This is a genomic window from Streptomyces sp. NPDC037054 (genome assembly GCF_055606745.1).
In genome coordinates this window covers 313565-336537 of the sequence record NZ_JBVJSJ010000004.1, presented here as the reverse complement: position 1 = coordinate 336537, position 22973 = coordinate 313565, and the positions used below count along the sequence as shown (strand labels likewise).

20 protein-coding genes are annotated in these 22973 nt (G+C 71.6%); 10 read left to right on the top strand and 10 right to left on the bottom strand.

Features of this window, described 5'->3' with window-relative positions; translation table 11 throughout:
- The first annotated feature begins 28 nt into the window (after positions 1–28).
- Together ACZ7D7_RS12435 and ACZ7D7_RS12430 are read left to right on the top strand one after the other, a co-directional pair.
- On the top strand, positions 29–1096 hold the full coding sequence (locus ACZ7D7_RS12435) for a LacI family DNA-binding transcriptional regulator (RefSeq protein WP_470824036.1): 1068 nt from the start codon (positions 29–31) through the stop codon (positions 1094–1096).
- Entirely contained in the window at positions 1077–2003 is a 927-nt protein-coding gene (locus ACZ7D7_RS12430; protein WP_470824035.1) for a carbohydrate kinase family protein, read from the top strand. Before ACZ7D7_RS12435 ends, ACZ7D7_RS12430 begins: the two co-directional genes overlap by 20 nt.
- 262 nt (positions 2004–2265) lie before the next feature.
- Here the strand turns inward: ACZ7D7_RS12430 and uvrA are convergent, their stop codons facing one another.
- Complete coding sequence (uvrA, locus tag ACZ7D7_RS12425; RefSeq protein ID WP_470824034.1) at positions 2266–5316, bottom strand: excinuclease ABC subunit UvrA; 3051 nt, start codon at positions 5314–5316, stop codon at positions 2266–2268.
- Between the two features lie 223 nt (positions 5317–5539).
- Here uvrA and ACZ7D7_RS12420 point away from each other — a divergent pair, with 223 nt between their 5' ends.
- Positions 5540–6226 (top strand): maleylpyruvate isomerase family mycothiol-dependent enzyme, encoded by a 687-nt coding sequence (locus tag ACZ7D7_RS12420; protein WP_470824033.1) that lies wholly within the window; start codon positions 5540–5542, stop codon positions 6224–6226.
- A gap of 53 nt (positions 6227–6279) precedes the next feature.
- Complete coding sequence (locus ACZ7D7_RS12415) at positions 6280–6936, top strand: MBL fold metallo-hydrolase (RefSeq protein WP_470824032.1); 657 nt, start codon at positions 6280–6282, stop codon at positions 6934–6936.
- Between the two features lie 54 nt (positions 6937–6990).
- Here the strand turns inward: ACZ7D7_RS12415 and aroQ are convergent, their stop codons facing one another.
- The 6 genes from aroQ to ACZ7D7_RS12385 form a co-directional block, all read right to left on the bottom strand.
- Positions 6991–7464 (bottom strand): type II 3-dehydroquinate dehydratase, encoded by a 474-nt coding sequence (aroQ, locus tag ACZ7D7_RS12410; protein ID WP_470824031.1) that lies wholly within the window; start codon positions 7462–7464, stop codon positions 6991–6993.
- Between the two features lie 223 nt (positions 7465–7687).
- Positions 7688–8689, bottom strand: a complete 1002-nt coding sequence (locus tag ACZ7D7_RS12405; protein ID WP_470824030.1) for a TerC family protein — start codon at positions 8687–8689, stop codon at positions 7688–7690.
- A 281-nt stretch (positions 8690–8970) separates the two neighbouring features.
- A complete protein-coding gene (locus ACZ7D7_RS12400) occupies positions 8971–10980 on the bottom strand; it encodes a TerD family protein (protein WP_470824029.1) in 2010 nt (669 codons plus the stop codon).
- A 71-nt stretch (positions 10981–11051) separates the two neighbouring features.
- Positions 11052–11630, bottom strand: a complete 579-nt coding sequence (locus ACZ7D7_RS12395; protein WP_470824028.1) for a TerD family protein — start codon at positions 11628–11630, stop codon at positions 11052–11054.
- A 208-nt stretch (positions 11631–11838) separates the two neighbouring features.
- Complete coding sequence (gene uvrB, locus ACZ7D7_RS12390) at positions 11839–13986, bottom strand: excinuclease ABC subunit UvrB (RefSeq protein ID WP_470824027.1); 2148 nt, start codon at positions 13984–13986, stop codon at positions 11839–11841.
- 40 nt (positions 13987–14026) lie between these two features.
- Positions 14027–14890: an MHYT domain-containing protein gene (locus ACZ7D7_RS12385; RefSeq protein ID WP_470824025.1), complete on the bottom strand. Its 864-nt coding sequence runs from the start codon at positions 14888–14890 to the stop codon at positions 14027–14029.
- A 279-nt stretch (positions 14891–15169) separates the two neighbouring features.
- On the opposite strand from ACZ7D7_RS12385, the gene ACZ7D7_RS12380 reads away from it, so the two are divergent.
- The 4 genes from ACZ7D7_RS12380 (at position 15170) to ACZ7D7_RS12365 (ending at position 18563) form a co-directional block, all read left to right on the top strand.
- On the top strand, positions 15170–16042 hold the full coding sequence (locus ACZ7D7_RS12380) for a glycerophosphodiester phosphodiesterase (RefSeq protein ID WP_470824024.1): 873 nt from the start codon (positions 15170–15172) through the stop codon (positions 16040–16042).
- Between the two features lie 51 nt (positions 16043–16093).
- Positions 16094–16648: a methylated-DNA--[protein]-cysteine S-methyltransferase gene (locus ACZ7D7_RS12375; protein ID WP_470824022.1), complete on the top strand. Its 555-nt coding sequence runs from the start codon at positions 16094–16096 to the stop codon at positions 16646–16648.
- A gap of 86 nt (positions 16649–16734) precedes the next feature.
- Positions 16735–17643 carry a pseudouridine-5'-phosphate glycosidase gene (locus tag ACZ7D7_RS12370; RefSeq protein WP_470824021.1) on the top strand — a complete coding sequence of 303 codons (909 nt, stop codon included), beginning with the start codon at positions 16735–16737 and terminating at the stop codon, positions 17641–17643.
- Positions 17640–18563: a carbohydrate kinase family protein gene (locus ACZ7D7_RS12365; protein ID WP_470824020.1), complete on the top strand. Its 924-nt coding sequence runs from the start codon at positions 17640–17642 to the stop codon at positions 18561–18563. The genes ACZ7D7_RS12370 and ACZ7D7_RS12365 overlap by 4 nt, the downstream gene beginning before the upstream one ends.
- Before the next feature lie 102 nt (positions 18564–18665).
- Here the strand turns inward: ACZ7D7_RS12365 and ACZ7D7_RS12360 are convergent, their stop codons facing one another.
- Complete coding sequence (locus tag ACZ7D7_RS12360) at positions 18666–19457, bottom strand: class I SAM-dependent methyltransferase (RefSeq protein ID WP_470824019.1); 792 nt, start codon at positions 19455–19457, stop codon at positions 18666–18668.
- Positions 19458–19753: 296 nt separating this feature from the next.
- Between ACZ7D7_RS12360 and ACZ7D7_RS12355 the strand changes: the two genes are divergently transcribed.
- Positions 19754–20881, top strand: a complete 1128-nt coding sequence (locus ACZ7D7_RS12355) for a magnesium and cobalt transport protein CorA (RefSeq protein ID WP_470824018.1) — start codon at positions 19754–19756, stop codon at positions 20879–20881.
- 76 nt (positions 20882–20957) lie between these two features.
- Here the strand turns inward: ACZ7D7_RS12355 and ACZ7D7_RS12350 are convergent, their stop codons facing one another.
- Positions 20958–21386: a CBS domain-containing protein gene (locus tag ACZ7D7_RS12350; RefSeq protein WP_470824017.1), complete on the bottom strand. Its 429-nt coding sequence runs from the start codon at positions 21384–21386 to the stop codon at positions 20958–20960.
- Positions 21387–21599: 213 nt separating this feature from the next.
- Positions 21600–22232, bottom strand: coding sequence for a nucleoside/nucleotide kinase family protein (locus ACZ7D7_RS12345; RefSeq protein WP_470824016.1), 633 nt, complete (start codon positions 22230–22232; stop codon positions 21600–21602).
- Positions 22233–22465: 233 nt separating this feature from the next.
- Here ACZ7D7_RS12345 and ACZ7D7_RS12340 point away from each other — a divergent pair, with 233 nt between their 5' ends.
- Positions 22466–22945 (top strand): anthrone oxygenase family protein, encoded by a 480-nt coding sequence (locus ACZ7D7_RS12340; RefSeq protein WP_470824015.1) that lies wholly within the window; start codon positions 22466–22468, stop codon positions 22943–22945.
- Positions 22946–22973: the final 28 nt, after the last annotated feature.

The following is a 22973-nucleotide window of genomic DNA, read 5'->3' as shown; positions in this document are numbered from 1 at the left end:
GACAGGTCCAACGGGGAGAGGGGAACGTATGGCGACGATGGCCGACGTGGCGCGGAGCGCCGGCGTCTCCGTGGCGACCGTCTCCCACGTACTGAACGGCACCCGGCCCGTGCTGCCCCACACCCGCCAGGCCGTCCTGGACGCCGTCGAGGAACTCGGCTACACGCCCAACACCCTCGCCCGCTCCCTGGTGACCTCCCGCACGCGGTCCATCGGGCTGGCGGTGTCGGCGATCAGCAACCCGTACTTCACGGAGATCCTCCAAGGCGTCGAGGCCGGCGCGCTCGAGCACGGTTACGGCCTGCTCATCGCCGATCCGCACGACGACCCGGAGCACGAGCGCAAAGCGGTCCAGCTCCTCCACGAACGCCGGGTGGACGGCATGATCGTCGCCCCCTCGGCGGAGCCCGACGGCCTCGTCGCCTACCTCCGGCGCCACGCCGTGCCGACCGTCTTCCTGGACCGCGTCCTCGACTCCCCCGGTGACGACACCCCCGCCTTCGACCAGGTGTCCGCCGACAGCGCCGAGCCCACGGCCCGGCTCGTCACCCACCTCGCAGGGCTCGGTCACCGCAGGATCGGCCTGATCGCCGGCCGGTCCGGACTCAGCACCACACGCGAACGGATCGCCGGGTACCGCCACGGACTGGCCGCCGCCGGACTGCCGTACGACGAACGGCTCGTGGCGCACGGCGACTCCGAGTCGGCCGGCGCCGAACGGGCCACCGCCGCTCTGCTCTCCCTCGGCTCCCGGCCCACGGGGCTGGTCACCGCCAACAACGCCATGACCATCGGCGCGCTCCGGGCCCTGCGCGATGCCGGTCTGTCGGTACCGCGCGACATCGCGCTGTGCTGCTTCGACGACTTCGCCTGGGCCGACCTGTTCGAGCCCCGGCTCACCGCGATCGCGCAGCCCAGCAGGGAGATCGGCGCCCGGGCGGTCGAGGTGCTGCTCGACCGGCTGGCCGAGCCGGACCGGCCCGCCCGGAGCGTGCGGCTGCCCTGCGCCTTCGTCCACCGCACCTCGTGCGGCTGTCCCGAGACACCCGAAGCCCTGCCGAGAGAGGAACCCGCTCGTGATCGTCGTCGCCGGTGAGGCCCTGATAGACCTGGTACCGCAGGGCACGGGCGCCCTCGCGGCCCTGAAGCCGGCGCTCGGCGGCGGCCCCTACAACACGGCCGTCGCCCTCGGCCGGCTCGGCTCCCCCACTGCGTTCTGCTCCCGCGTGTCCGACGACGCGTTCGGCGAGGCGCTGCTCGACCGGCTGCGCGAGACCGGCGTGGACGTGTCATGGGTCCGACGCGGGCCGGAACCGACGACGCTCGCCGTCGCGACCGTCGGCACGGACGGCTCGGCGGCATACTCCTTCTACGTCGAGGGCACCGCGGACCGGCTGTTCACGGCACCGGACGCGCTGCCGGCCGGCGTTCGCGCGGTCTCCTTCGGCACCTGCTCGCTCGTGCTGGAGCCCGGGGCGAGCGCCTACGAGGACCTCATGCGCCGTTCCGCGGCTCAGGGTGTGTTCACCGCCCTGGACCCGAACATCCGGGCCGGGCTCATCCCGGACGCCGACGCCTACCGGGCCCGCTTCAGGAGCTGGCTGCCGTCGGTGTCCCTGCTGAAGCTGTCGGCGGAGGACGCCGAGTGGCTCGGCGGCACCCCCCGCGAGTGGCTGGCGGCAGGTCCCGCGGCGGTCGTGGTGACCCGGGGCGGCGACGGTCTGACGGTGTTCACGCGGGACGGCGGCGAGTACTCCGTGCCCGGCGAGCGCGTCGAGGTGGTGGACACGATCGGCGCGGGCGACACGGTGAACGCGGCGCTGCTCCACGGGCTCGCCGCGCGCGACGCGCTGAGCAAGGCCGCGCTGGCCGGCCTCGGCGCAGACGGCTGGGCACGACTGCTGCGGTTCGCGGCCCGGGCGGCGGCGGTCACCTGCGCGCGAGCGGGAGCCGAGCCGCCGTACGCGTCGGAGCTGGGCGAGCCGTGGGAGGCGGCGGACTGAGCCTTCGGGGGGCGGGCGGTCCTGTTCGGAGCGGTTGGCTCGTGCTCGGGGCCGGTTGGCTCGTGCTCGCGGGGCCGGTTGGCTCTTGTTCGGGAGCGGTTGGCTCGTGTTCGGAGGCGGCCGGGTTCTGTTCGCGGATGGTCGGCTTCCGACAGGCAGCCCGCGTCGGCTCCTGCCAGGCAGCCCGCACTCCGTGCGGCAACGCGGCGCGCCCCACGGGAGCTGGTCTCGTGGGGCGCGTCGCGTGTGCGGGTGGGGCGGGTCAGGCCTTGCGGGCCCGGGTCGCCTTCTTCGCGGGGGCCGCCTTCTTGGCGGTGGCGGTCGCCTTCTCCGTGGTGTCGACCGTCTTGGTGGCGGTCTTCCTGGTCGTGGACTTGGCGGCGGACGTCTTCTTGGCCGCCGTCGCCCGCGCGGTCGTCGCCTTCGCGGTCGTCCGCTTGCGCGCCGCCGGGATCGAGGCGTCGCTGATCCGGTCCGCGTCGAGGATGTCCCGCAGGAACTTGCCGGTGTGGCTGGTGGGGACACCGGCCACCTGCTCGGGCGTGCCCTCGGCGACGACCAGGCCGCCGCCCGCGCCGCCCTCGGGACCCATGTCGACGAGCCAGTCGGCGGTCTTGATCACGTCGAGGTTGTGCTCGATGACGATGACCGTGTTGCCCTTGTCCACCAGGCCGTTGAGCACCGTGAGCAGCTTGCTGATGTCCTCGAAGTGGAGGCCGGTGGTCGGCTCGTCGAGGACGTAGACCGTGCGGCCCGTGGAGCGCTTCTGGAGCTCGCTCGCGAGCTTCACGCGCTGGGCCTCACCGCCGGACAGGGTGGTCGCGGACTGGCCGAGCCGGACGTATCCGAGGCCCACGTCGTTGAGCGTCCTGAGGTGGCGGGAGATCGCCGGGACCGCCTCGAAGAAGTCCATCGCCTCCTCGATCGGCATGTTCAGGACGTCGGCGATGGACTTGCCCTTGTAGTGGACCTCCAGGGTCTCCCGGTTGTAGCGGGCGCCATGGCAGACCTCGCACGGCACGTAGACGTCCGGGAGGAAGTTCATCTCGATCTTGATGGTGCCGTCGCCGGAGCAGTTCTCGCAGCGGCCGCCCTTGACGTTGAAGGAGAACCGGCCGGGCATGTAGCCCCGGACCTTCGCCTCGGTGGTCTCCGCGAACAGCTTGCGGATGTGGTCGAAGACGCCGGTGTACGTCGCCGGGTTGGACCGCGGGGTGCGGCCGATGGGCGACTGGTCAACGTGCACGACCTTGTCGACGAGGTCGTCGCCGTCCACGCGCGTGTGCCGGCCGGGGACGCTTCTCGCGCCGTTCAGCTCGCGGGCCAGGTGCGTGTACAGGATGTCGTTGACCAGGGTGGACTTGCCGGATCCGGACACGCCCGTGACCGCGGTGAACACACCCAGCGGGAACGACACGTCGATGTCCTGGAGGTTGTTCTCCCGGGCGCCGTGCACCGTGAGCTGCCGGGACGGGTCGCGCGGGCGGCGCACCTCGGGCAGCGGGATGGCCTTCCGCCCGGACAGGTACTGGCCGGTCTGGGACTCGGTGTTGGCCAGCAGCTCCTTCAAGGAGCCGCTGTGGACGACCTTGCCGCCGTGCTCGCCGGCGCCGGGGCCGATGTCGACGATCCAGTCGGCCGTCTTGATGGTGTCCTCGTCGTGCTCCACGACGATGAGCGTGTTGCCCATGTCGCGCAGCCGGACCAGGGTTTCGATCAGCCGGTGGTTGTCGCGCTGGTGCAGTCCGATGGACGGCTCGTCCAGGACGTACAGCACGCCGACGAGGCCGGAGCCGATCTGGGTGGCGAGGCGGATGCGCTGGGCCTCGCCGCCGGACAGCGTGCCCGCCGCGCGGTTCAGCGAGAGGTAGTCGAGGCCGACGTCGACCAGGAACCGCAGCCGCTCGTTGACCTCCTTCAGCACGCGCTCGGCGATCTTCTTGTCGCGGGCGGTGAGCTTCAGCTCGCCCAGGAAGTCGGCGCAGTCGCTGATGGACATCGCGGCGACCTCGGCGATGGACTTCCCCATGACCGTGACCGCGAGGACGATCGGCTTCAGGCGCGTGCCCTCGCAGGACGGGCAGGGCACCTCGCGCATGTAGCCCTCGAAGCGCTCGCGGCTGGCGTCGCTCTCGGCCTCGCTGTGCCGGCGCTTCACGAAGGGGACGGCACCCTCGAACGGCGTGGTGTAGCGCCGCTCGCGGCCGTACCTGTTGCGGTACCGCACCTCGATCTGGGTCTTGTGGCCGTGCAGCAGGGCCTTCTTGGCGCGCTGCGGCAGGCCGCCGAAGGGGATGTCCGTGCGGAAGCCGAGGGCGTCCGCGAGGGCACCGATCAGGCGGCCGAAGTAGTCCTTGGTGTGGCCGTGCGACCAGGGGTGGATGGCGCCCTCGTCGAGCGACTTGTCCGGGTCAGGGACGATCAGCTCCGGGTCGACCTCCATGCGCGTGCCGATGCCGGTGCACTCGGGGCAGGCGCCGAAGGGCGAGTTGAAGGAGAAGGAGCGCGGCTCCAGCTCCTCGAAGGACAGGTCGTCGTACGCGCAGTAGAGGTGCTCCGAGTACATGCGCTCGCGCTCGGGGTCGCCCTCGGGGAGGTCCACGAAGTCGAGCACGACCATGCCGCCGGACAGGCCGAGGGCCGTCTCGACGGAGTCGGTGAGCCGCCGCTTGGCGGACTCCTTCACCGTGAGGCGGTCGACGACCACCTCGATGGTGTGCTTCTCCTGCTTCTTCAGCGTGGGCGGCTCGGAGAGCTGGATGGTCTCGCCGTCCACACGCGCGCGGGAGTAACCCTTGGTCTGGAGGTCGGCGAAGAGGTCGACGAACTCCCCCTTGCGCTCGCGGACGAGAGGCGACAGCACCTGGAACCGGCTGCCCTCCGGGAGCTCCAGCACCTTGTCCACGATGGCCTGCGGCGACTGCCGCGAGATCGGGCGGCCGCACTCCGGGCAGTGCGGCTTGCCGATGCGGGCGAAGAGCAGGCGCAGGTAGTCGTAGACCTCGGTGATGGTGCCGACCGTCGAGCGCGGGTTGCGCGAAGTCGACTTCTGGTCGATGGAGACCGCCGGGGAGAGGCCTTCGATGAAGTCCACGTCCGGCTTGTCCATCTGGCCGAGGAACTGCCGGGCGTAGGAGGAGAGCGACTCCACGTAGCGCCGCTGGCCCTCGGCGAAGATCGTGTCGAAGGCCAGGGAGGACTTGCCCGACCCGGACAGGCCCGTGAAGACGATGAGCGAGTCACGAGGCAGGTCGAGCGAGACGTTCTTCAGGTTGTGCTCGCGCGCGCCACGGACGATGAGACGGTCGGCCACGCCGGTCCGCACCTTTCTTGAGAGAAGTGACAGGGGCGAGGCCCCCGTGCTTTCTCAGACTAGGGGGAGCCACTGACAACGCCGGTCGGATTCCCGGTCGCTTAACAATCCCCGACCATCCAGCATGCCCGACGCCGCACTCGACCATATAGCACGTGCATTCGATTAGCGGTCTCGGTCAGCCGTCTTCACCCGAACGTGTGGCGAGGCTAGGGTCAGCAGCATGATTGATCACGCTCATGACCTGGCGTCTGTACGGGACGCGACCGAGCGACTGCTCATCGCGGTCGGCAAACTGGACAACGCCGCGGTGACGCAACCGTCACGGCTGCCCGGCTGGACCCGCGGTCACATCCTGGCCCACCTCGCCCGCAACGCGGACGCCCTCGTGAACGTCATGGAGGGCCGGCCCATGTACGTCTCCGCCGAGGCCCGCGACGCCGACATCGAGCGGGACGCCCCCCGCGCCCTCGACGTCCAGGTCGCCGACGTACGCGACAGCGCCGCCCGCTTCCAGGACGCCTCGGCCGTACCGGCGGACTGGTCGCGCACCGTGCAGCTGCGCAACGGCGTGACGGACACGGCGGCCAGGGTGCCCTTCCGTCGCTGGGTCGAGGTCGAACTGCACCACGTGGACCTCGGCATCGGCTACGAGCTGGAGGATCTTCCGGAGGAGTTCACGCAGCGGGAGATCGAATTCCTCGCCGAGCGCTTCGCCGGGCACCCCGACGTGCCCGCGACCCGGCTGACGGACGGCACGCACGCGTGGCGCACGGGCCGGGAGGCCGACGAACCCGAGGTCACCGTCGCGGGGACGCCCGCCGGCCTGCTCGGCTGGCTCGCCGGCCGGCGCGAGGGGTCCGCGCTCACGGTGGAGGGCGGCTCGCTGCCCGCGCTCCCGCCGCTGTAACGGGCGTCCGGCGGGCCCTCTGTGCCGACCTCCCCGGGGATAGGCTGGCGTACATGACGTACAGCGGAGAGGTCACGGTCGGCGGGCCCGCCGACGTGCACGAGCTCAAAGACCTGATGATCACCAAGGTCGCGGTCGGCCCCATGAACAACAACGCCTACCTGCTGCGCTGCCGGGCCACCGACGAGCAGCTGTTGATCGACGCGGCCAACGACGCGGAGACCCTGCTGGGCACCATCGGCGACGACGGCATCGCCTCCGTCGTCACCACCCACCGGCACGGCGACCACTGGCAGGCGCTCGCCGACGTCGTGGCCGCCACCGGCGCCCGCACCTACGCGGGGCGGTACGACGCCGAGGGCATCCCCGTACCGACCGATGTCCTCGTCGAGGACGGCGACACCATCCGGGTCGGGCACGTGGAGCTCACCGCACGCCACCTGACCGGCCACACACCGGGCTCGATCGTCCTCGTCTACGACGACCCGCACGGCCACCCTCACGTGTTCACCGGCGACTGCCTCTTTCCGGGCGGCGTGGGCAACACGTTCAAGGACCCGAAGGCGTTCGCCAGCCTGATCCACGACGTGGAGACCAAGATCTTCGACGCGCTGCCGGACGAGACCTGGGTCTACCCGGGGCACGGCAACGACACCTCGCTCGGCGCCGAGCGGCCGCACCTGCCCGAGTGGCGCGCACGCGGATGGTGATCTCCCGCGCCACGCGCCCCGTGTGAACGCTTCACACATGGCCGCGTGATCGGGTTACGTGTCGGCCTGCCCGGCCCCGGCCAGCGCCGCGACCCGCTCGACGGCGAACACGTATCCCTGCACTCCGCATCCCGCGATGACCCCGTCGGCGCGCAGCGAGACGTAGGAGTGGTGCCGGAACGACTCCCGCTTGTGGATGTTGGAGATGTGCACCTCCAGCACCGGCAGGCCGTCGCAGGTGTTCAGCGCGTCCAGGATCGCGACGGAGGTGTGCGAGTAGGCGCCGGGGTTGATGACGATCCCGCAGTGGTTCAGACGTGCCTCGTGGATCCAGTCGACCAGTTCGCCCTCGTGGTTGGACTGGCGCATGTCCACCGTGCCGCCGTGGGCGGCCGCCGCCTTGGCGCACATCGCCTCGACGTCGGCGAGGGTGTCGGAGCCGTAGATCTCCGGCTGACGCTGCCCGAGCAGGTTCAGGTTGGGGCCGTTGAGGATCATGATCGGGGCGCTGGCCAGGGTGCGGGGCACGGTTCCTCCGGTCCTTCGGGGGTCGGGCCGCCCGTCGACGGCCCTGCTCGGCACCGGTCTATCACGCTGCTCGCCGACCCTGTCCGGCCTTGCCGCGACCGGCAGGGGCCCGTACGCGACGCGGGTCACGCCACCGGGAGCGGCGGGCGGTGGTTCTCCCGTTCGCTCCCGGTGTCGCGTGTCCGGTCCGCGGCCCGGCCGGTGCGGTCCCTCGCCGTCGCCGTCAGACGTCGACGCTGTCCTTCGACACGCTGTCGTCCCCGCCGCGCGCGGCGTCGGCCGCCGCCTGCTTCTTGGAGGCCCGCAGGCTGGTGATCGTCGTGACGATCAGCACGGAGCAGATCACGCCGAGGGAGACCGGGATGCCGATCTCCGGGACGTGGACCCCGGACTCGTGCAGGGCGTGCAGCACCAGCTTGACGCCGATGAAGCCGAGGATGATCGACAGGCCGTAGCTGAGGTGGACCAGCTTCTTGAGCAGGCCGCCGATGAGGAAGTACAGCTGCCGCAGACCCATCAGCGCGAACGCGTTGGCGGTGAACACGATGTACGGGTCCTGCGTCAGGCCGAAGATCGCCGGGATCGAGTCGAGGGCGAAGAGCACGTCCGTGGTGCCGATCGCGAGCATGACGACCAGCATCGGCGTCATGATCCGCTTGCCGTTCTCCTCGATCCACAGCTTGGTGCCGTGGTAGCGGTCGGCCACGCCGAAGCGGCGCTCGGCGGCCTTGAGGAGCTTGTTCTCCTCGTACTCCTCGTCGTCCTCGTCGGCCCGGGCCTCCTGGATGAGCTTCCAGGCGGTCCAGATCAGGAACGCGCCGAAGAGGTAGAAGACCCAGGAGAAGCTGGCGAGGATCGCGGCGCCCGCGGCGATGAAGACGGCCCGCAGAACCAGGGCTATGAGCACGCCGATGAGGAGCACCCGCTGCTGGTACTGCGACGGCACCGCGAACTTCGCCATGATCAGGACGAAGACGAAGAGGTTGTCGACGCTCAGCGACTTCTCGGTGATGAAGCCGGCGAAGAACTCGCCCGCGGGCTGCCCGCCGCCGAAGACGAGCAGTCCGAGCCCGAAGAGAGCGGCCAGCACGATCCAGACGACCGTCCAGATTCCGGCTTCCTTGATGGATACGTCGTGCGGCTTGCGGCCGATGAAGAAGTCGACCGCGATGAGGGCGGCGAGGCCCACAACGGTCAGGACCCACAGGGTCAGGGAAACATCCACTGCGCCTCCGGCAGTCGTAACGGCAAATGTCAGCGTCGTCGCTGCCGGAGGTCTCTTCCACCCCGGGTGCCGGAGCGCGCGAAGCGCCCGGGACCCACGGGCCGACGCCCCGGGATCTGGGCAGATCCGTATTGACGGGCACGCCGCACAAACAGGGAGTACTCCCCTCCGTACGGAAAACAGTACCCCAATCCCCAAGGAAAGGTAAAGAGCTCGGTAAAAGTAAGGCCAAGTTGCCTGGTGGGAGGCGCTTTACGTGTGCTTGGCGCAGGCCCCGGCCGTCACCGTTTCCAGTCGCGGCGGGCCGTCGCGACCTGACCGAGCACCTGCTGAAGCACCTGACTGCCGGGAGGCACCATGGCGGGCTCGAAGGTCCAGGCGTGACCGACCCACGGGTCGGCCAGGTGATCGTCGGGCACCGGCGTCAGTCGCAGCAGCGAACGCCACAGCGGGTCGAGCAAAGGCCCGTAGCCGGAGGACTCCTCGCGGTCGGCGACCATCATCAGATGGACGCCGACGGCCGGTCCCTCGTCGGCGAGGTAGCGCAGCTGGTTCACGGCCCGGTCGTCGAAGCCGTGCGGGAAGTCGTTCACGACGAGGAGCTGCTGAGCCAGGTCCAGGTCGGGCGGGAGTGCGTCGGCCGCGCCACCACGCACCGCCATCTGCACGAGGTCGACGCGCTGCGTGAGCCGGGCCAGGACGTCCGCGACACCGGCGGCGCCCTGCGCGGGCGGGCTCGCGAGCACCCCGCTCTGCACCAGCGGCGCCAGCGGCTGCGCACCCGAGCCGGCCGGGTCGATGACGTGGACGGAGAACTCGCCGGCGGGGTGGACCGCGAGCAGCCGCGCGGCGATGGCCACCGCCGACTCCATGGCCAGCCTGCGCAGTTCGTGCGAGTCGGCGAAGGTGCCGTCCAGTGAACCGGCCCGGCCGCTGTCCAGCCACAGCCCGCGCTCCAGCGGGAGCCTCACCAGCATCGGTATGCGCACCTGGGTGGCCTCGGGCACGTGGAGATCGCCCAGGCGCAGGGCCATCGGCATCTCCATGGGCACGCGGTAGCCGTGCCAGACGGGGTTGTCCCAGCGGGCGAACGCCGCGGGCAGCGCGGGCTCGACGACCTCGGCCTCGGCGGTGAGCTGGGCGAGGTCCCGTTCGAGGGCCTCCGCGGCCTGGGTGACGAGCTGGGTGTGCCGGGCGCGGGCCGCCTCGCGCGCGGCGTCGCCCTGCCCGCCGATCCTGCTGCGCGGATCGGACAGCACCTGGTCGAGTTCCTTCTCCATACGGGAGTCGGCGAAGTCGACGGCGCTGCGGTACGCGGCGGTGGTGCGGGCCAGGTCCTCGAACATGCCCCAGACCTGGTTGTAGAGCCGCTCGTCCATGGACCAGCCGGTGGCGTCGCCCGCGACGGGCCGCGCGGGCTGTCCGGGCTCGGCCGGGGGCGCGGTCGGCGGGGGCGGCGGCGCGGCGGAGGTCTGCCGGCCCGGGTGGCTGTAGTTGATCGGACCGCCCGCGGTGGGCATCGACGGCTGGGGACCGCCGGGCTGGTCCGCGCCGCCCGGGTACGCCGGCTGCGGTCCGGGCGTGCCCGGGTGGCCGTACGGCGAGGTGGGCGGGACGGCGCCGGGGGCGCCCTGGGTGGCGGGGCCGCCGTGGTCCGGGCCGGGCGCCTGGCCCGCCGTCTGCCGTGAGCGGTCGCCGTCCGCCGTGCGCGGCGGGGGTGCCGACACCGAGCGGGCCAGGCCGCTGGCCACCGCGTCGTTGATGCCGGCGGAGAGCTGGTGGGCCTCGGCCATGCCCTGGTCGGTGAGGAGTTCGGCGAGGCCGCCCGCGTAGCCCTGGCCGACGGCCCGCACCTTCCAGGCGTCGAGCCGTCGGTACAGCTCCAGGGCGACGACGGCGGTCTCGGCGTCGAGGCCGGTGATGGTGTAGCTGGCGACCTCCGTGCCGTCGAGGCCGGTGACGGCCACGAAGGGGGCGGCCACGGCGCCGAAGCGGGCCGGGCCTCCCCCGTCGGCGGCGGGCAGGGCGAGCAGCACGTTGACCCGGTGGACGGCGTCCGGCATGGCGGCCAGGTCCACCGCGAGGCGGTGGTCGGCGGCTGCCTGCCGGGACACTTCAAGTCCCGGCAGGGTGGGTGTGCCCGGGTGGGCCACCCACTCCACTCCGTTGACCCGGCCGTCCTCGTCGCTGAGCGTGGCCGCTGCCACGATCGGCGTGCCGGCCGAGACCCGGATCTCGAGACGGGTCTGGGAGAGCGGGTGGTTCTGCCCCCGCACCAGCTCGGCCGTCATCGCCTTCGTCCCCCTGTGTCACTTGTGTGGTGTCGTGTGCCGCTCGCCGGCCCCCGTCGGCCGGACCGCCGTCAGAGCAGCGGCAGGATGGACGGCATCAGGTCCTGGAAGGTGCGGCCGTTGGCCGGAGTGCCGAGGGCCGTCATGCTCCAGCCCGGGCCCGAGCGGTGCACCTTCGCCATGATCTGGGCCGTGTAGGCGCCGCCTCCGGCGAGCGTGTAGCGGGCGAGCTCCTGGCCGTTGGTCTCGTCGACCAGGCGGCAGAACGCGTTCTGCACCTCCTGGAAGGTCTGGCCCGTGAACGAGTTCACGGTGAACACGATCTGGTCGATGTGGACCGGAAGGCGCTGCAGGTCGACGAGGATCGCCTCGTCGTCGCCGCCCTGGCCGACACCGCCGACGAGGTTGTCGCCGGTGTGGCGCACCGAGCCGTCGTCGCTCACCAGGTGGCGGAAGAAGACGACGTCGACGGGCTGCTTGTCCGCGAACAGAACGGCGGAGGCGTCCAGGTCGATCTCCCGCGTGCGCGAACCGAACAGGCCGCGACGGGGAGCCGCCTGCCAGCCGAGACCCATGCGCACCGCGGTCAGGCTGCCGCCGTCGCTCTTCTGCAGACTGATGGCCTGACCCTTGGTCATGTTGACGGTCACGCGCTGATTCCCCTCTCGAACTTCCCCTGTTGCCGCGGAGTCGCGGTTGACCAGAACCCTACGCACGACCACTGACATCGCCGTACCCAGGTCCGCACTTTGTGTCGGTCTTGCAACACAGCGCGTTCCGGGTGGGACCACCGGGGCGGATCGGCGGTGCCGTGGCCCGGTTCGGGCGCCCGGCGCCGCCCCGCTGGCGGCCGTTTCGTCAGGACAGGCCGGCCTCCTGCATCTGGCGCAATTCCTTCTTCATCTCGGAGACTTCGTCGCGCAGCCGGGCCGCGATCTCGAACTGGAGGTCCGCCGCGGCGGCACGCATGCGTGCGGTGAGTTCCTCGATCTGCCCGGCGAGTTCGGCGGCGGGCCGGTCGGTGGGCACGGTCTCGGCCACCTTGGCCCTCCCCTTGCCCTTGGCCGCCTTGCCGCCCGGCTGCTGGGTGCTCAGGGACGGCACCGGCGCCTTGGCGGTCTTGCCGTCCTTGGACTTGCGGTAGCCCGAGCCGAGCAGTTGTTCCGTGTCGATGTCCTCGCGGGCGATCTGCGCGACGATGTCGTTGATCTTCTTGCGGAGCGGCTGGGGGTCGATGCCGTTCGCCTTGTTGTACGCGACCTGCTTCTCCCGGCGGCGGTTGGTCTCGTCGATGGCCTTCTCCATCGCCGGGGTGATCTTGTCGGCGTACATGTGGACCTGGCCGGAGACGTTGCGCGCGGCGCGGCCGATGGTCTGGATGAGGGAGGTGCCGGAGCGCAGGAAGCCCTCCTTGTCGGCGTCCAGGATGGCCACCAGCGAGACCTCGGGCAGGTCGAGGCCCTCCCGGAGGAGGTTGATGCCGACCAGGACGTCGTACTCACCGCTGCGCAGTTCCCGCAGCAGTTCGACGCGGCGCAGGGTGTCGACGTCGCTGTGGAGGTAGCGGACCTGGATGCCGAGCTCCACGAAGTAGTCCGTGAGGTCCTCGGCCATCTTCTTGGTGAGGGTGGTGACGAGGACGCGCTCGTCCTTCTCGACCCGCTTGCGGATCTCGTGCACCAGGTCGTCGATCTGGCCCTCAGTGGGCTTGACGACGACCTCCGGGTCGACCAGGCCGGTCGGGCGGATGATCTGCTCCACGACGCCGTCCGAGCGGGACAGCTCGTACTGCCCCGGAGTGGCCGACAGGTAGACCGTCTGCCCGATGCGCTCCTGGAACTCCTCCCACTTCAGGGGGCGGTTGTCCAGGGCGGACGGGAGCCGGAAGCCGTGGTCGACGAGGGTGCGTTTGCGGGAGGCGTCGCCCTCGTACATGGCGCCGATCTGCGGGACGGTGACGTGCGACTCGTCGATGACGAGGAGGAAGTCGTCGGGGAAGTAGTCCAGCAGAGTGTTGGGCGGGGAGCCGGGCAGGCGGCCGTCGAAGTGCATCGAGTAGTTCTCCACGCCGGAGCAGGAGCCGATCTGGCGGAGCATCTCGATGTCGTAGGTGGTGCGCATCCGCAGGCGCTGGGCCTCCAGGAGCTTGCCCTGCTTCTCCAGCTCGGCGAGCCGCTCGGTCAGCTCCTTCTCGATGTCGTTGACAGCCCGCTCCATGCGCTCGGGGCCGGCGACGTAGTGGGAGGCCGGGAAGACGTACAGCTGCTGGTCGTCGCTGATGATCTCGCCGGTGAGCGGGTGCAGCGTGGACAGGGCCTCGATCTCGTCGCCGAACATCTCGATGCGGACGGCGAGCTCCTCGTAGACCGGGAAGATCTCGATGGTGTCGCCGCGGACGCGGAAGGTGCCGCGGGTGAACGCCATGTCGTTGCGCGTGTACTGGATGTCGACGAAGCGCCGCAGCAGCTGGTCCCGGTCGATCTCGTCGCCCACCCGGAGGGGGACCATCCGGTCCACGTACTCCTGCGGGGTGCCGAGGCCGTAGATGCAGGAGACCGAGGCGACCACGACGACGTCGCGGCGGGTGAGCAGCGAGTTGGTCGCGGAGTGGCGCAGGCGCTCGACCTCCTCGTTGATCGAGGAGTCCTTCTCGATGTAGGTGTCCGACTGCGGGACGTACGCCTCGGGCTGGTAGTAGTCGTAGTACGAGACGAAGTACTCGACCGCGTTGTTCGGCAGCAGCTCGCGGAACTCGTTGGCCAGCTGGGCGGCCAGGGTCTTGTTCGGCGCCATCACGAGCGTGGGGCGCTGGAGCTTCTCGATCATCCACGCGGTGGTGGCGGACTTGCCGGTGCCGGTCGCGCCGAGCAGGACGACGTCCTTCTCGCCGGCTTCGATGCGCCGGGCGAGCTCGGCGATGGCCGTCGGCTGGTCGCCGCTCGGCTGGTAGGGGCTGACGACCTCGAAGGGCGCCACCGTGCGTTCGATCTGGGAAACGGGCCGCATGCCATCAACCGTACGACCCGCCACTGACAATGCGGCGTGATCAGCGGTTCTGCGGGGTGCGGACGCCGCGGACGCGCAGCGGGCGGCGGGGCCTGAGGGGGTGGTGGCCCGGCTGGTGGATCACTTCGCCGGCGGGAACGCCGGGCTTGTGCTCGACGGGAGCGGCGGCGACGCGTCCCATGACCATCAGCGGATCGAAGATCACGACGACGCCGGCGAGGAAGAGGAACGCGAGCGGGCCGACCAGCATGGGGGCGAGCAGGGTGGCGGGCGATTCCCCCGCGGCGGGGGCTGCCGTGCCGTGCAGGTGGACGCTGAGGGCGGCCATGCCCGTGTAGTGCATGCCGCTGACCGCGAGTCCCATCACGAGGCTGGCGCCCACGCTCCACAGGAAGCCCTTGATCTGGCAGGCGGCCCAGAGCGCGGCGGTGGCCGCGGCCATGGCTATCACGACGGACGCGGCGACGGTGGCCGTGTTGTACCGGAACTCGCCGTCGAGCCGCATGCCGGCCATGCCCAGGTAGTGCATCGAGGCGATGCCGAGGCCGGTGATGGTGCCGCCGGTGAACAGGGCCGTGCCCCGCGCTCCGCGGTAGCCGACGATGAAGATCCCGATGCCCACCATGAGGACGGCGACGCCCAGGCTCGCGTAGGTCATGGGCTTGTCGTAGTGGATCGGCGCCTCTTCGACCGTGAAGTCCATCATGGCGACGAAGTGCATGGTCCAGATGCCGGAGCCGATCGCCGCCGACCCGAGGGCCAGCCAGCCGGGTCGCCACGACCGCGTCACGAGCAGGGATCTGGTGGTGCAGCGCAGGCCGAGGGCACCGCCGAGGCAGGCCATGAGGTAGGCCACCAGCGGTGTGACGAGTCCGTAACTGAATCCGTCGACCGTGCCTTGCATGCGCGGCTGCCCTTCCGCCTTTTACATCCCGGATTTCCCCGTTGCGTCCCCTCCCCCAGGACCGCCGCAGCGGTCGAGGTCGAGGCAGAGAGTATGACGTCCACCGGAATGGTCGAACGACTATCCGGCAAAGAAACACGGCCTTGACCCACTTGTGCGGCCCCAGTGTGTGGAGTTGTGGCGCCGCCATTCATTCTGTGGCCATTCTGCGCCCCTCTCGCGTTGACCCTCTGCTGCCAGAGTTGAGCTGTCCGTGATCGTTCGTCGCGAGGAGTACGCATGCACGCGCGCGCAGTTGCCGCCACGACCTCCGCGCTCCTGGGAACCGTCGCCGCTCTCTTCCCGGCCTCGGCTGCCGGGGCGGCGCAGGCAGAGCCGCCGCTGGTGATCGCCCACCGGGGCGCCTCCGCTTACGCGCCGGAGAACACACTGGCCGCCGTCGACAAGGCGGCCGAACTCGGCTTCCGCTGGGTCGAGAACGACGTCCAGCGGACCAGGGACGGCGAGCTCGTCGTCATCCACGACGACAGCCTGGCGCGCACCACGAACGTGGAGCAGGTCTTCCCCGGCCGCGCCCCCTGGAAGGTGAAGGACTTCACCGCCGCAGAGATCGCGCGGCTCGACGCGGGCGGATGGTTCGGTCCCGCCTACGCGGGCGCGCGCGTGCCGACGCTGGAGCAGTACGTGCGCCGTGTGGAGCACCACCACCAGAAGCTGCTGCTGGAGATCAAGAACCCGCAGCTGTACCCGGGCATCGAGAAGCAGACCCTCAAGGTGCTCAGCAACGAGGGCTGGCTGGACCGCGCGCACGTGGCGGGCCGTCTGGTGGTGCAGAGCTTCAGCGCGGACAGCGTGCGGACCGTCCACGAGCTGAAGCCCGCCGTGAAGACCGGCTTCCTCGGTACGCCGTCCGTGTCCGAGCTGCCCGCGTACGCGGACTTCGCCGACCAGATCAACCCGTCGTACCGCACGGTGTCGCTGGGGTACGTGGCCGCCGTCCAGGCCTTCACGGGGCCGCACGGCAGGCCCCTGGAGGTCTTCACCTGGACCGTCGACGACTCGGACAACGCCCAGCGGGTCGCCGGGTACGGGGTAGACGGGATCATCACCAACAAGCCCGACGTGGTGCGGGCGGCGGTGGACGGCGGCTGATCCCCCGGCCGTCCACGGGGCGTTGTCAGTGGCGGGCCGTACGGTGGGCGCATGGACAGCCATGGGCAGGTGGAGCAGCAGGTCGTGTGGACGGTCGTCGGCACCGACATCGGTCCGCTGCTGCTCGCCGCGACACGTGACGGCTTGGTCAACGTCGTCTTCCACGCCACGGACGCCGTGCGCGACCGGGCGCTCGAACGGCTCGCGTCCCGCCTGGGCCGCGAGCCCGTGGAGGCGCCCGGCTCCCCGCTGCTGACCGAGGCGATACGCCAGGTCGAGGGGTACTTCGCGGGCCGTCGGCGTGACTTCGACCTGCCGCTGGACTGGTCGCTGATATCGGGCTTCAACCGGCAGGTGCTGCGCGAGCTGGCGTCCGGCGTGCCGTACGGCGCGGTCGTCGGCTACGGCGACCTGGCCGCGCGGGTCGGTCAGCCGGGCGCCGCGCAGGCGGTGGGCACGGCGATGGGCGCCAACCCGCTGCCGGTGGTGGTGCCCTGTCACCGGGTCGTGGAGAGCGACGGCGGCATCGGGGGCTTCGGCGGCGGCCTGGAGGCCAAGCGGAAGCTGCTCGCCCTGGAGGGCGTGCTGCCCGAGCCGCTGTTCTGACGGCTATCCGGCACCTGCGGCAAGGGTTTGACCCGGCACGCCGTTCGCCAGAGATGAGGGAAGACCGACAGACAGGAGGCAGGCGCGTGGTGCTGACGGTGTCCGAAGAGGTACGGGAGGCGCTCGGCGCGGGCCGGCCGGTGGTGGCGCTGGAGTCGACGATCATCGCGCACGGCCTGCCACGCCCCCGCAATCTCCAGGTGGCGCTGGAACTGGAGGCGGCGGTACGGCAGGAAGGCGCCGTTCCCGCGACCGTGGCGGTGCTGGACGGGCGGCCGCGCGTCGGGTTGGACAAGCAGCAGTTGGAGCGCGTCGCGAACGAGGACGGGATCCGCAAGCTGGGACACCGGGACCTGCCGCTCGCGGTGGCGTCGGGGGCGAGCGGCGCGACCACGGTGTCGGCGACGGCCCTGCTGGCGGCCCTGGCGGGCGTGCGGGTGTTCGCCACGGGCGGGCTGGGCGGAGTGCACCGGCAGTGGACCGTCACGCAGGACGAGTCGGCCGACCTGGGTCTGCTGGCCCGCACGCGGATCACGGTGGTGTGCGCGGGCGTGAAGTCCATCCTGGACGTGCCGGCGACGCTGCAGCGCCTGGAGACGCTGGGCATCGCGGTCGTCGGGTACGGCACGGACCGCTTCCCCGGCTTCTACCTGTCCGACTCCGGGCATCCGGTGGACTGGACGCTGGACACTCCGGAGCGGGTGGCGGACGTCATGCGGGCCCAGGACGCTCTCGGTGCGCCGGAGTCGGCGCTGATCGTCGCCAACCCGGTGCCGGAGGAGGAGCAGCTCGATCCGGAGTTGCACGCGCGCGTGCTCGACGAGGCGCTGCGCGCGTGCGAGGAGCAGGGGGTCACCGGGCAGGGCGTCACCCCGTTCCTGCTCGACTACCTGGTCCGGCATACCGACGGCGCCTCGCTGAGCGCCAATCTGGCGGCGGTGCGCGGCAACGTACGTCTCGCGGCGCGGATCGCGACGGCCTGGGCCGGGGCGTGAGCGCGACCGGGCCGAGCACGGGCGGTGCGCTGCTGGTCGCCGGGGACGTGATCACGGACGTCGTCGCCCGGCACCGGGGACCGCTCGCCGCGGGCACGGACACGGCGGCGGTGATCCGACGGGTGCCGGGCGGCGCGGGCGCGAACGTGGCCTGCTGGGCGGGCCACTGGGGGTGCCCGGAGGTGCGGATGTTCGGCCGCGTGGGTGCGGAGGCCGTGGCGTGGCACGAGCGGGAGCTGGCCGCCCACGGGGTGCTGCCGCGGCTGGTCGTCGACCGGGAGGCGCCGACGGGAACGGTGATCTGCCTGGTCGACGCGGATGCGGCGGCCGAGCGGACGTTCCTCACGGACAGCGGCGCCTCGTTGCGGCTCGGGCCCGGCGACTGGTCGGACGAACTCCTGGACGGCGTCGCCCGTCTGCACCTGTCGGGCTATCTGTTGTTCTCCGGACCGAGCCGTGCGCTGGTGGCGGCGGCCGTGGCGTCGGCACGCGCGCGTGGCGTGCCGGTGAGCCTGGACCCGGCCTCCGCGGGCTTCCTCAAGGACCTGGGCGCGGACCGCTTCCTGGCACTCGTCGAGGACGTAGAGGTGCTGCTGCCGAGCCGCGCCGAGGCGTGTCTGCTGACGGGGCGGTCCGGGGCGGCGGAAGCGGCGGCCGAGTTGAGCCGGCGCGTGCCGCTGGTGATCGTCAAGCAGGGCGCGGACGGCGCGTTGGTGGCCCGCTCCGGTGCCGTGGTGGCGCAGGTGGCCGCCGTACCCGCGACCGCCCGGGACACCACGGGGGCCGGTGACGCCTTCACGGGCGCGTTCCTCGCCGCGCTGCTCGCCGGCGCCGATCCGGAAGCGGCGGCGTGGGAGGGCTGCAGGGCCGGGGCGCGGGCGGTCGAGCTGGTGGGCGGCAGACCACCCGTACCGGGCTGACGACGGGAGGGCGGGGGCGTGGAGGCGTCGCGGAAGCCCGCCTGCGCGGCGCGCCCCGTGGTGCGCCGCGCACCCGCTGAGCGCGCGGGTCATCTGCGGCCTCTACCCCTTGCGGCCCCACGCCGAGATCATCGGGGCGGTCGTGAGGTCCATGGCTCCGGACGCCACGTTCGCGAGGTGGCGGTCGATGTCCTCGTCCGTGGCCAGCCCCGCGGCGACGAGGCGGCCCCGGACCTGGCGGACCGTCGCGTTCTCCAGAGCCGCGCAGGCCGGCGAGGCGAGCGGGAAGTACGCGTCGGCCTCCACGCACCGCAGTCCGGCCGCGCGCAGCAGCCGGGGCAGCCTGCGGCCGTGCGTGAGGTCGACCCCGCGGTCGGCGAGCATCTGGCGGAAGCTCTGCCGCAGCCGGTTCGCGAGCTGCTGTTCCGGGCCGAACTCGTCGGGGCAGAGCAGGGGCTGCAACGCGGGGTCGGCGTCCTCCACCAGGAGCCGTCCGCCGGGGCGCAGGGCCCGGGCCATCGCCCGCAACGCCCGTTCCCGGTCCGGCACCTGGGTGAGGCCGAGGCGGGCGTGGACCAGGTCGAAGCCCTCCCCCGGCGGGTTGTCGGCGCACACGTCGTGCACGCGGACCTCGACGGGCGGGCGGACGGCCCGGGCGAAGCGCGAGACGTCGACGTCGGTCGCGATGACGCGACCCGTCGGACCGACGCGCTTCGCCAGCCAGGAGGCCACGGAGGTGCCGCCCGCGCCGACCTCCCAGCAGCGCCAGCCCGGTCCGACGCCGAGGGCCTCGAGATGCCGGAAGGTGGTGGAGTCGAAGAGCGCGGCGAACGCGTCGAAGCGCTCCGCGTCGGCAGGCCGGTCGTCGAGGAGGTACCCGTCGGTTCGCATCATGCCCCGATCATCCCAGTTGTCCCGGTTGTCCGTCGGGGGCGACGCTCCGGCGGGACGCTCACCCGCCGCACGTCCACGGCCCGGAACACACCGGTACGCACCGGAACACACCGGGACGAACCAGGAGGTGCCAGGGCGTGCCGGGACACGCCAAGGCCGGACGCTCCGTGGCGCGCCGGGAACAAAGCGGAACATTCCGTTTCCACAGGCTCGTCCGCCGTTGGCGCCGTGCTGGCAAACTGGCCCGACCAGGGCGCGGAGACGCGACGCGAGGAGATCCAGGCGAGGAGATCCAGATGTCCATGGCAGGGAATCTGCGGAGGGTCACGAGCATCGGCGGTGTGAGCGGCCTGCGCAGAGTGGCACGGCTGGCCCGGCGGCGCCCGCGCGTCGACCTGAGCCACCCGGCCCGGTCCCCGCTGGGCTCCTCGGTGGTCAACTGCGTGACCTATCAGGAGGGTTGCCGAGTCCCGACGGGCGGCGACCTCGTCGACGCGGTGCGGCAGGTGCGCAAGAGCGGCGAGGGCTTCGTCTGGCTGGGACTGCACGAGCCGACGGACCAGGAGTTCGCCGGCATCGCCGAGCTGTTCGACCTGCACCCGCTGGCCGTCGAGGACGCCGTCGAGGCGCATCAGCGGCCCAAGCTGGAGCGGTACGGCGAGACGCTCTTCGCGGTGTTCAAGACGGTGTGCTACGTCGAACACGACGAACTGACCGCCACCAGCGAGGTGGTGAACACCGGCGAGATCATGGTGTTCGCGGGCGAGGACTTCGTGATCACGGTCCGGCACGGGCGGCACGGCTCCCTCGGCCCGCTGCGGGAGGAGCTGGAGTCCGCGCCCCATCAGCTCGCCAAGGGACCGTCGGCGGTGCTGCACGCGATCGCCGACCATGTGGTGGACGACTATCTGTCCGTCACCGACTCCGTGCACGGGGACATCGACGAGGTCGAGACGGCCGTGTTCGCCGAGCAGGGCGCCCGGGTCGATCCGGGCCGGATCTATCAGCTCAAGCGCGAACTGCTGGAGCTGAAGCGGGCGGTGGTGCCGCTGAGCCGCCCGCTGGAGGACCTCGCCACACGGCCCATACGCGTGGTCGACCCGGAGATACAGGCGTACTTCCGGGACGTCTCGGACCATCTGATGCGGGCCGTTGAGCAGATCGCCGCCTTCGACGAGCTGCTCAACTCGATCCTCCAGGCGCACCTCGCGCAGGTCACGGTCGCGCAGAACGAGGACATGCGGAAGATCACGGCGTGGGCCGCGGTGATCGCCGTGCCGACGATGGTCTGCGGGATGTACGGCATGAACTTCGACCACATGCCGGAGCTGCACTGGCGGTTCGGCTATCCGCTCGTCATCGGCGTCATATCCGTCGCCTGCCTGGTGCTGTACCGGGGCTTCCGGCGCAACGGCTGGTTGTGACACGCGGGCCGGTCGCGACGACGCACGGGCCGGTCGCGACGCGCGCTCTCGGGGCGGGCCGGGTGGCCGGGGTGGTTCAGCGCGCGGAGGTCTTGGCGTAGACGCTCTCCGCCCAGGTCGCGATCTGGTCGTCGGCCAGGTGCCGGGCGAGGTCGGACTCGCTGATCATGCCGACGAGGCGCTTGTTCTCGATGACGGGCAGCCGGCGGATCTGGTGCTCCTGCATCTCCCGGAGGACCTCACTGATGTCGGCGTTCGCGTCGATCCAGCGCGGGGTGCCCTGGGCCATGTCGCCCGCGGTGACCCGGGACGGGTCGTGGCCCATGGCGACACAGCCGACGACGATGTCGCGGTCGGTGAGGATGCCGCAGAGCCGTTCGTTCTCGTCGCTGATGGGCAGGGCGCCGACGCCCAGTTCGCGCATCAACTGGGCGGCGCGGTCCAGGGTTTCGTGGGCGGGGATCCACTGGGCGCCACGGTGCATGATGTCTCCGGCGGTGGTCATTCGGTACCTCCTGGTGCCGGACGGCCGGCGCGATGCGGGGGCGCACCGCTAGTCCCGGCGTGCATCATTCTCGCCGCGCCTTCCGGGACCCGCACCCGGAGCCCGGCGGGCCGGTGAGGGTGCTGGAAGGCGCGGCTCCGCGTGCGCGTGCCGGTGGCAGGCGGCGGTGGCGGGTGCCGTTCGGCCAGGTCGCCGCGCCGGGGCCCGGCCGGTTCACCCGTTCCACGCCGGGTGATTCGGGTCGTCGGCGCGCACCAGGACGTCGGCGGTGTGCGCCGGGTCGGTCTCGTCGTCGTAGCGCTCGAAGGCGGGCAGGGTCCAGTGGTCGGCCTCGGGTGTGCGGCGGCGCAGGGCGCCCGGGGAAAGGCGGACGTGGACGGTCAGGTCGAACGGGAACCAGTGGCGCAGGAGGAGGGGGCCGTGCATCAACAGGACGCCGCCGGGCGGGAGTTGGACATACGAGCTGCGAGTGGCGCGGTCGGTGACCGGGTCCCACAGGTCGGGCAGGACGCGTCCGTCGCCGCCGGGGTCGAGCGGGCCGAACACCTCGCGCCACAGGGCGCCGGTGTCGTACCAGCCGCCGTAGTAGGACTCCGGGTCCCGGCGGCCGTACTCGAGGCGCAGGGAGGCCGGGCGCAGGAAGCCCTCCGTGCCGACGACGAGCGAGGGACGGCCGCGGACGCGCAGGGCCTCCCCGACGCGCTCGGCAAGGTCGCCGGGGCGGGCGGCCGGGGCGCCGTCGAGGGCCACGCGCGCCCAGGATCCGCCGTCGGCCGTCTCCAGGTCGAGGATGCGCTCGGCGAGCAGGTCGCCGAGCCGGTCCCAGGTGATCGCTTCGAGTCGCACAGGCCCATGATGCGCCGTCCGCAGCCGGGCCCGGCCGGCCGCCCGGCGCGCGGGAGACCCGGCCGGGCCGGCCCCGCCGATCGGGGGCGGCGAGCGGGACGGTTGCTGGACGCTCGCGTATGCGTCCGCGCCGCTCGGCCATGGTCGTCGTGCGCGCGCGGGGCTTCACTGGTGGTGACGGCTGGGCGGACGGGCCGCGCGGCTGTTCAGGACTGCACAGGGGTGACATCGGCATGATCGACGGACCGTACTTCGTACTGACGGTGCTGGGGGTGCTCGGTACCGGGCTGACGGCCGGGGTGTTCTGCGGCTTCTCGACGTTCGTGATGAGAGGGCTGGCGGCGCTGCCGCCCGCGCAGGGCGTGGCCGCGATGCAGGCGATCAACGTGGCGGCGGTGCGGCCGGCGTTCATGCTGGTGTTCACCGGGTCGGCGGTGCTGGCCGCGGTGATAGCCGTCGTGACGTTCGTGCTGTGGCCGGACGAGGGGGCGGTGGAGCTGCTGCTGGGCAGCGCGTTGTTCCTGTTGGGCTCGTTCGGGGTGACCGCCGCCGCGAACGTGCCGCGCAACAACGCGCTGCGGGAGAGGGAGCCGGGCACGCCGGAGACGGCGGCGTACTGGTCGGCGTACGTGCGCGAATGGACGGCGTGGAACCACGTCCGCACGGTCGCCTCGGCCGCGGCGGCGCTGTCCTATCTGCTGGCGCTCACCTGACCCACGGACGCTCTCCGGCGGCTCCGCA